The 9,492-nt window shown below is 39.3% G+C and carries 9 protein-coding genes; 6 read left to right on the top strand and 3 right to left on the bottom strand.

All coding sequences use genetic code 11. From position 1 onward, the window contains the following. Positions 1 to 8: 8 nt before the first annotated feature. The 3 genes from UMU13_RS10645 to UMU13_RS10655 all read right to left on the bottom strand — a co-directional run bounded on the left by UMU13_RS10645 (position 9) and on the right by UMU13_RS10655 (position 4,371). Positions 9 to 1,553, bottom strand: coding sequence for an acyl-CoA carboxylase subunit beta (locus tag UMU13_RS10645; RefSeq protein ID WP_328219024.1), 1,545 nt, complete (start codon positions 1,551 to 1,553; stop codon positions 9 to 11). Between the two features lie 252 nt (positions 1,554 to 1,805). After that, entirely contained in the window at positions 1,806 to 2,969 is a 1,164-nt protein-coding gene (locus UMU13_RS10650) for a cation:proton antiporter (RefSeq protein WP_328219025.1), read from the bottom strand. Then, complete coding sequence (locus tag UMU13_RS10655) at positions 2,962 to 4,371, bottom strand: NAD-binding protein (protein WP_328219026.1); 1,410 nt, start codon at positions 4,369 to 4,371, stop codon at positions 2,962 to 2,964. Before UMU13_RS10655 ends, UMU13_RS10650 begins: the two co-directional genes overlap by 8 nt. Positions 4,372 to 5,066: 695 nt before the next feature. Here UMU13_RS10655 and UMU13_RS10660 point away from each other — a divergent pair. The 6 genes from UMU13_RS10660 to thiM are packed head-to-tail and all read left to right on the top strand — an operon-like array spanning position 5,067 to position 9,016. Further along, positions 5,067 to 5,486: a secondary thiamine-phosphate synthase enzyme YjbQ gene (locus tag UMU13_RS10660; protein ID WP_328219027.1), complete on the top strand. Its 420-nt coding sequence runs from the start codon at positions 5,067 to 5,069 to the stop codon at positions 5,484 to 5,486. Positions 5,487 to 5,489: 3 nt separating this feature from the next. Further along, positions 5,490 to 6,335: a DHH family phosphoesterase gene (locus UMU13_RS10665; RefSeq protein ID WP_328219028.1), complete on the top strand. Its 846-nt coding sequence runs from the start codon at positions 5,490 to 5,492 to the stop codon at positions 6,333 to 6,335. Further along, entirely contained in the window at positions 6,332 to 6,925 is a 594-nt protein-coding gene (gene yihA, locus UMU13_RS10670) for a ribosome biogenesis GTP-binding protein YihA/YsxC (RefSeq protein ID WP_442902151.1), read from the top strand. Before UMU13_RS10665 ends, yihA begins: the two co-directional genes overlap by 4 nt. Further along, positions 6,922 to 7,497 (top strand): phospholipase D-like domain-containing protein, encoded by a 576-nt coding sequence (locus tag UMU13_RS10675; protein WP_328219029.1) that lies wholly within the window; start codon positions 6,922 to 6,924, stop codon positions 7,495 to 7,497. Before yihA ends, UMU13_RS10675 begins: the two co-directional genes overlap by 4 nt. Next, positions 7,494 to 8,183 carry a DUF554 domain-containing protein gene (locus tag UMU13_RS10680; RefSeq protein WP_328219030.1) on the top strand — a complete coding sequence of 230 codons (690 nt, stop codon included), beginning with the start codon at positions 7,494 to 7,496 and terminating at the stop codon, positions 8,181 to 8,183. The genes UMU13_RS10675 and UMU13_RS10680 overlap by 4 nt, the downstream gene beginning before the upstream one ends. 20 nt (positions 8,184 to 8,203) lie before the next feature. Continuing rightward, positions 8,204 to 9,016 (top strand): hydroxyethylthiazole kinase, encoded by an 813-nt coding sequence (gene thiM, locus UMU13_RS10685; protein WP_328219031.1) that lies wholly within the window; start codon positions 8,204 to 8,206, stop codon positions 9,014 to 9,016. Positions 9,017 to 9,492: the final 476 nt, after the last annotated feature.

Below are 9,492 nucleotides of genomic sequence, written 5' to 3' on the forward strand. Positions count from 1 at the left end.
AACCTCCTCTACAGTGGCAAGTTGTCATGTTTTTTGGGCGGATTGGTCTGACGTTTGTTATTAAGCAGCTCATAAGCCTGAATAAGTCTGGGTCTTGTATCTTCAGGCAGTATAACTTCGTCAATATATCCCAGTTCAGCTGCTCTGTACGGATTGGCAAACCATTCGCGGTACTCATCGGTCATTTTCTTTTTCATAGCGTCCGGATCCTTAGCCTCCGCAATCTTTTTGCGATAGAGTATTTGAACTGCGCCATCCGGCCCCATGACCGCGATCTCAGCCGTGGGATAAGCATAGTTGATATCCCCTCTGATATGTTTTGAGCTTAAAACATCATATGCACCACCGTAGGCTTTACGGGTAATCACAGTAACTTTGGGAACAGTTGCTTCACAGTATGCATAGAGAAGCTTCGCACCGTGTTTGATAATACCACCGTATTCCTGTTGAACACCTGGCATAAAACCTGGCACATCCACAAAGGTAAGAAGAGGAATATTAAAAGCATCGCAGAATCTAACGAAACGTGCTCCTTTAATAGATGAATCCATATCAAGTGCACCGGCCATCACCTGAGGCTGATTAGCAACAACCCCGATTGTTTTGCCGTTAAGTCTCGCAAATCCAACAATTATATTTTTGGCATAATGCTCCTGAACCTCAAAAAAGTTTCCGTCATCCACAACTTTCTCTATAATTTCAGCCATATCATAAGGCTGATTCGGATTTTCAGGAACCAGTTTGTTCAATGAATCATCCGTTCTGTTCGGATCGTCTTTTGTCGGCGCAATAGGAGGGTCTTCCATGTTATTTTGAGGCAGGAAGTTAATAAGCTCCCTGATTCTCAACAGACAATCCTCATCATTTTCAGCGGCAAAATGAGCCACACCGCTTCTAGAGTTGTGAGTCATCGCCCCGCCGAGCTCTTCTTTTGTAACATCTTCACTTGTAACAGTTTTTACGACCTCAGGTCCTGTAATAAACATATAACTCGTTTCTTTAACCATAAAAACAAAATCTGTAAGAGCGGGTGAATAAACAGCACCGCCGGCGCATGGCCCCATAATTGCAGAAATCTGAGGAACAACGCCTGAAGAAAGACTGTTTCTCAAAAATATGTCGGCATAGCCTGCCAAAGACATAACACCTTCCTGAATACGCGCACCGCCCGAGTCATTAAGACCAACAACAGGTGCTCCAACCTCAACAGCAAGGTCCATAACTTTGCATATTTTCTTGGCAAACATCTCCGAAAGCGAACCGCCGAAAACTGTGAAATCCTGTGAAAATACAAAAACAGTTCTTCCGTTAACTTTACCGTAGCCTGTTACAACACCGTCACCCAAAATCTTTGTTTTCTGCATATCAAAATTGGTACACCTGTGCATCACAAACTTGTCCAGCTCTACAAATGTTCCTTTATCCAAGAGTTTATCAATTCTTTCCCGAGCTGTAAGTTTACCGGCGTTATGCTGCTTCTTGATTCTTTCAAGACCGCCGCCGAGCTCAGCTTCTTCGCTAAGCTTCTTAAACTGCTTGATTTTCTCTTCCATAAACTTCCCCCTGCTTTATTTATCATCATAATAAAACACAATTTTCATTATATGTCAATTAATACTTAAAACATACCAATATATTAAAAAATTAAGCTTAAATTAAGAACATTATTTATCAGGCAAATATAAAGTTATGATAAAACAAAGACAAATAATTTGGAGTATTGATTTTCACTGTCTCAAAAATTTATTGCATGCAAATTATAAATCACCATTCCTATCTCACTACTTCACCACCCCACTCCCCGGCTATACAACCAGTTTCTTAATAATTATCCTGAAAAACAATGGAAAGATCAGCGCTGATATGATGGATGCAAGGACTACACCGCCGGAAATATCTTTTGAAAATACCCCGAGACTTTCGCCAAGTTTCGCAGCCGCTATAAGCAAGGTCAGGGAAAAGGAGGTGGAAAACGGAAAAACAGGTATATTGTTTAACCTGTAGGCTCCAAATAAAAAAACAAATCCGGCCAGCACCCTAACAATGATAATAAGCAGACAGAGAAGCAGAGCATATTTGACAACGGTAAAATCCATTAACAGGGATGTTTCAAAATTCAGCCCCACATAGATGAAAAAAATGGGTACAAGAAAACCGTGCCCTATCATCTCAAAACCTTCCTGAATTTTCTCCCTTGCCTTGAAAACTGCTGCAAAAAGCATTCCACCTATAAAAGCCCCTATTATCACTTCGATATTCAAAAAAGCTGCCAAAGCAACAAAAACAAGCATATTAAGAAAATTACCTCTCAGCCCCGTTTCAGAAGACACACCGGTTTTGGCCATAAAACTGAGTTTATTCGGAAACCACCAGGTAAAAAGCTGTAGTAATTTAAGAGTAAAAAAAGCCGCGGCGCAAAATGCAGCCAACTTGAGGATGTGCAGCAAACCGCCATAACTTATTCCATAATTATAAATGACTGTAAATGCAGTTAAAGCCAGAAGACTGAAAACTTCGCCTATGCTCCCCAGAATCAAAAGCTCTTTGCCCAGCTTTGTTTCCATTATATCCAGCTCGCTTAAAATGGGAAAAAGTAAGCCAATGGACGTAATAACGATAAAAAGATTAAAATAGGGGGGAAGGCCGATAATATTTACAAGTATCACTGAGAACAGAACTATTGCTAAAAAATGAGAGATGAATATCAATAATGTTTTATTTGAGGTTTTCTGCAGGTCTTCAGCATCAAGCTCCAAACCTGCCATATACATTAAAACTATAAACCCCAGCTCAGCCAGAAAGTTAATTATCCCCATGGCATGAGGCTCAAAATGCAGGAAACTTCCTATAAACATCCCATATAAAAGCTCCGAGACGGCGGTTGGGACATGAAATTTCCTGGCGACAAAAGGCATTATAAATGCCCCAACTGATATAAGAAGGAGCAGCAGAGCTTCTTCTTTACTCATTTTCAACCTTCTGTGGTATTACAATTGAGCTGAACTCTGAACGGAAAGCTGTATAAAAACCGACTTCCGGTTTTAAAAGGGAGCCTGCACTCCCTTTTTTAAAGCTTGAAATATATAAAATTTTGCCATTTGTGCTTCCTAAATATTCCAGCGTCTGCACAATCGGATTACCCTCCATTAGTTTATATTGGATTTTTTTTCTATACAGACTTCCAAAATCTTTTATCAGGTTATTCCGCTCATCAAGCCTGGTCTCTTCTGTATCTCCCCTCATCCCTTTTGGCAAAGTAATATAGATGACCTCAAAATCGATATTAAACAGTCTTGCCACTTCAACCCCCGTCTCCATAGGGTATACCGGATCAAAACAGTTGAGTGAAATAACCACTTTTTCGTATTTTGAACTGTTTCTGGAAATAAAAACAGGCTTTTCAGCAGCTTTAAATATCTCCCTCGCCCTGATATAGTCAAAAAGGTTATTTTTATTAAAACTCAAAGCGTGTATTCCAACATTTTCTTTATTTTCCACAAACCTGATTTTGGACTTGTTTTCTTCCTCAATCTTGTAACTGAGCTTGCCTGTATCGAGCTTCTTTTTTATTTCATCAGAAATATGGAAATCCCTTATCAGAATCCGCAGGTCATTGGTTCTTATTGCAGCATTAAGAAAAACAGATTCTTCAAGCACCCAGGGGTGTCTTTTATCAAGGGCAACAGCCATATCTTCACCATATTGCAAAGGAAACTGAGGTATACCCTTTGAAAAAATGCCGGCCAGATTCTCCAGTATCTTAGGCTCACCGGCCACAACTATCCTGTCTCCGACCTTTATTCTTGTTGAGCCGGAAGGAATAACGAGTTCATTATTTCTGTAAATAGCTGCAAGATGCCATTTTGAAGGACGAAGGTTTTTCAATTTCCTGTCGGTAATATGAGATTTTGACATGACATTCAACTCGATAATTTCACCTTTTTTCTGACCTATATCAATCGCCCTGGAATAATTTTTATGAAGTTTATTCAAAATTATATTTATGGAGATATCCATCGGTTTTATCAAAGTAACAGTAGAATCTTCAAATTTCTTTTCCCCTTCTTTTTCATAAAGCAGAACAATTATCGGTACATCCAGTTTCAGAATATTCCTTACAATCCAGCAGACTTCAAGGCTCAGGTCAGAATCCCTGAACGTTACTATCACAGACTCTATCCCCTCCGTATCCAGCTTTTTCCACAATACTGCGCTCGTTGCATCACCTTCAGTCAAAGTTATATTTTTCCCTGCATTCTGAAGCTTATCTATTTTATTTTTATCTTTTTCAATAACGGTTACTTCCCAATGCTTTATTATTTCGTTTAAAAGATTTTCCTCAAAAAATCCCACTCCGCAAAATACAATCATTATTACTCCTCACTGAGAATATTTTAATAAGCATACTTACATATTTATTTACTATATCGTTTCATATGATAGAGATTTCTCACTTCGTTCGAAATGACACATTTAGGTACTTGTCACCTCAAGCGCAGCCGAGAGGTCTCTTGTCAAACAGCGTCTGAGATCTCTCCGCTCCACTTCTTTCTGGTCGAGATGACACGTATGGGTAAATATTATTCCGAGTGAAACGAAGTGGAACCGAGGAATCTCATTGTCAAACAACTGTTTTCATACCATCCCCAGTTGAATAAATGGCTTGGCCATTTGCCTACGGCATTCAACGGGGCAAGCCCTGACCCCTCCTATTTTAGGAGGGGAACTGGTCTCTCCCCCTACTTTAGGGGGAGAGAAAGAGGGGGTACTTTTTGTCAAACAACGTCAGAGATTCCTCCGCTCCGCCGAGCACATAAATTCTTATATGTTCGGTTCCGGTCGAAGTGACAATGACTTATGTCACCTCGAGTGAAGCCGACCAAGTCCGCCGACGGGTGGGGAGATCTCTGTCTATATGCTAATAATTTCTGTGAACCTGTTTATTTATATAAAAATTATTGAAAAAGCCGCAGTATATGTTAAACCTGTGTGAGTTCTCTGCTAAACCTTTAAACTCTTAATTAAATGTGCTATATTCTTATAACATATTTACAGGAGGAATCTCAATGAAATCTCACCGTAAAGAAATATGGTTTAATACAAAAAACCGTATGGAGTTTGTCAATATAACATCTGTTGTCGAGGAGGCCGTCAGAGAGAGCGGAATAAAAGAAGGATTATGCCTTGTAAACGCCATGCATATTACTGCATCAGTATTTATCAACGATAATGAAGGAGGGTTACACCAGGATTACAAAAGATGGCTTGAAGAGCTGGCACCGCATGAACCTCTAAGCCTTTACAAACACAATCTTACAGGGGAAGACAATGGCGATGCACACCTAAAAAGGCAGATAATGGGAAGAGAGGTAACCGTAGCAATAACTGAAGGAAAGCTCGATTTCGGTCCGTGGGAGCAGATTTTTTACGGTGAATTTGACGGACGCAGAAAAAAAAGGGCTTTAATAAAAATTATCGGAGAATAATTAATGATTATACACGTTACACACAACGATATGGACGGTGCAGGCTGTTCCATACTACTGAAGTCAGTTTATAAAAACATCGATACATTCTATCTTAATTACGATGAAGTAGATGACTTTATACTGAACAATTTTGTACATTACGACCGTATTATTATTACAGATGTTTCTCCCGGTGAAGAACTTCTGAAGCACCTTATCAACAGGCTGGAAATCACGCTGATAGACCACCACATCTCATCAGAAAATCTTAAAAGTTACGATTTCACAATTCATGAAACAGGCAAATCTGCAACTAAATTAACATATGAATGGCTTTTGTCTGAAAATAAAAACGTAAAAAAATTTCATGATCTTGTGGAATGCATTAATGATTATGACCTCTGGCTTCTGCAAAACAAAAAAAGTCTGAAAATGAATATGTTGTTTACACTTTTCGGAATAGACAGATTTGTTAAAAGATTTCTTTGTAACCCTTCAACTGTATTTGCAAAAGAAGAAAAACTGCTTCTGGAGCTGGAAGAGGAAAGTCAGAATAAATATTTTGAGAATTCAGAAAAACATATTCAAGTTTTCACTGATAAATGGGGAAGAACGTTTGGATGTATTTTTGCTGAAAAATATAATTCAGAGCTTGGAAACTATCTGTTACAGAAAATGCAGCTTCAATATATTTTTATCATAAATGCACAAAAAAGAAAGGTTTCCCTAAGGTCGATTCCAACTGTTTCAGTTAATGATATTGCAGAAGCCAATAGCGGCGGCGGACACAAGAATGCTGCAGGATTCAGCACAGATTACGATTTCGGAATGAAAGATTTCCTTAAAAAATCTGGAGTATTAAAATGAATGCAGAATTCATTACTTCCGCAGCGGATACAGGTGGTTTCCCGGAAACAAGTCTTCCTGAAATAGCCTTTATAGGCCGCAGCAACGTAGGCAAGTCATCTATGATAAATGCATTGCTAGGAAGAAAGAAGCTGGTAAAAGTGGGAAATACGCCGGGCAAAACAAGATTAATCAACTTTTTCAATATTGAAGATAAATATATTTTTGTCGATTTGCCCGGCTACGGCTATGCAAAAACATCCAAAGTTGAAAGAAAAAAATGGGGCAGGCTTATTGAAAGCTATCTGAAAACAAGAAGCCAGCTTAAAGCGTGTGTACTGATCATAGATATCAGGAGAATCCCTTCCGACGATGATTTTCTAATGATAGAATGGTTGAGTGAGAATGAAATACCGATTATACTAACCGCTACAAAAACGGATAAAGTTTCACGTAACGAATTGGAGAAACATGTCAGTAAAATAGCGGAGGCCCTTTCAGTGACCGCTGATGCTGTTCTTCCTTTCTCAGCAACAAGAAAAGACGGAGTGGAGACGGTCTGGACAAATATAACATATGTATTAAGAGGAGAAAAAGAAAAAGAATTATGAAGGACCCTGGGAAAATTTTTGTCAAAAAGCACCGTTTAAAGCTTTTTTTAACTGTCTTTATTGTTTTTTTCGCCATCATTGTCAATTTAAAAGCAGGTACAGAGAAAGTTTCTGCTAAAGTACAGTTTTTGCCAAACCGGCAATATCTTGGAGAAGCTGTGAGCAGTATCGAAAATGCGGAGAAAAATATTGTAATCTCCATATATATGTTCAAAACCACTGACTATACTACCCAGGATACAAAACATATACAAAACGCACTTATCAGAGCTGCAGAAAAAGGTTTGGACGTAACCGTTATCATGGATATCGAAAAAGAGGAAGGTTTTCTGAATGAAGTTAACAGGGAAACAGCTGAAGAACTGGCTGAAGAAGGGATTAACGTCATCTATGATGCACCTGGAACAAGAACTCATACGAAACTTATTGTCATCGATAAAAAAATAGTGTTTATTGGTAGTCACAATTTCACACACAGTGCTATGAATTACAACAATGAAGCTTCGGTAAAAGTTATTTCAAAAGATTTTGCAGAAAAAGTATTAAACTATATACACGGAATAGACCAATGATTACAGGAACTATAGTAAATACTATTGCAGTTACAGCAGGAAGCTTAATCGGCATTACTTTCGGCAGCAGAATCAAGACAAAAACAAAAGATGCCGTTGTAAAAGCATTAGGGTTGGCTGTACTTGTTCTCGGTATGAAAATGTCTTTTGTAAATCATGACTTTCTGCCCGGCCTTGTAAGCCTGGTCCTGGGCACGGGGCTTGGTGAATTTCTTGATATAGAAATGAAGCTTGATAAGACGGGCAAGTATCTGCAGGAAAAAACGGGCAGTAATTCCGGCACATTTGTATTGGGATTTATTACCGCAACAGTTCTGTTTTGTGTCGGTTCTATGACAATCGTTGGAGCAATCAAAGACGGTCTTAACAATGATCCTTCTGTCCTGTATGTCAAAAGCCTGCTTGACGGAATATCTTCTATTATTTTGGCTTCAACCTTAGGTATAGGTGTTATTTTCTCCGCAATTTTTGTTTTTGTATACCAGGGACTTTTGAGTTTGCTGGCGTCAAAAGCCACTTTTCTCCTCAGCGAAGAAGTCTATGTGAACGGTATATCATTAGTAGGAGGAATTATTATCCTCGGCATAGGGTTAAATATGCTGGAACTGACTAAAATCAAAACGGCAAATATGCTCCCGGCTTTGTTTATCATTCCTTTTGTGGATTTTATCTTCAAACTATTTTAAACAGCTGACAGGAGGATAAAATGTATGAAACAGTCAAAAGCTGTATAGAAAAAATAAGAGGGAAAAACCCCCTCATTCATAACATTACCAATTACGTCGTTATGAATTCCACAGCAAATATTCTGCTTGCAATAGGAGCATCGCCGGTTATGGCACATAGCATCGATGAAGTGGAGGAAATTGCTTCCGTCTCCTCTGCTGTAATACTCAACATTGGCACAATTCAACACTCCTGGCTGGAATCCATGATTCTGGCAGGTAAGACCGCCAACAAAAACAGCATACCTGTAGTTCTGGACCCTGTGGGCTCAGGAGCCACAAAACTGCGCACCGAAGCTGTAAAAAGGATTTTTGACGAAGTGAAAATAGATGTCTTCAGAGGTAACACTTCCGAAATAATGTCCGTTATATCTGAAGGGGTAAAAACAAAAGGCGTGGACAGCACCCTGTCTCTAAATAGCGAAATGCGGGAAAGCATGAAAAATCTTGCAAACAAGAAACAATGTATAGTTACAGCTTCCGGAGAAAATGACTTTATCACAAACGGCAGCGAATCCTGGCTAACGAAAAACGGTCACCATGTCATGACAAAAGTCACAGGTACCGGCTGCGGCTTATCAGCAGTAACAGGAGCATTCTGCTCCGTACTTCCTGAAAATAAACTTAAAGCCTGTGTTGCAGCCAGTGCACTTTTTTCAGCTTGCGGAGAAAAAGCTGCAAAAATATCGGATAAACCGGGTAGCTTTATAACTGCTTTCCTCGACACACTCTATACCTGCGACGATGAAGATGTTCTGAAAAGTATGAATATAGTTCAACTTGGCACTACCTGACATTTTTCATCAGTCACTTAAAAATCTGCAGCTCTCAAAAGCTGGCACCCTACCGTTTTTAAAAGAGCAATGACAATAGCTGGACGTTATTGGTGAGATAGGGAAGTGGGGAAGTAGAGAAATAGAGGCAAACATTGAATAAATGTATCTAAGCACACTACAAAAAACTGTCACCTCGACCGAAGCGGAGAGGTCTCTTGTCAAACAGCTATTTTCATACCACCCCTGCCCCCTCCTATATTAGGAGGGGAACGGGTCTCTCCCCCTACTTTAGGGGGAGATAAAGAGGGGGTACATTTGTTAAATAACGATTGAGATTCCTCCGCTCCAACGAGCACTATTGCATAGTACTCGCTTCCGGTCGAGATGTTCCGTGTTAAAAGTCAAGCATTTTTTGCAACCAAAGTTAAATTATTTGCATGATCCGGATCATACGGTTTGCCACTTTTCAATACACCAAATGCCTGCCTTATCAA

This window comes from Flexistipes sp., assembly GCF_036172515.1.
Lineage (GTDB): Bacteria > Chrysiogenota > Deferribacteres > Deferribacterales > Flexistipitaceae > Flexistipes.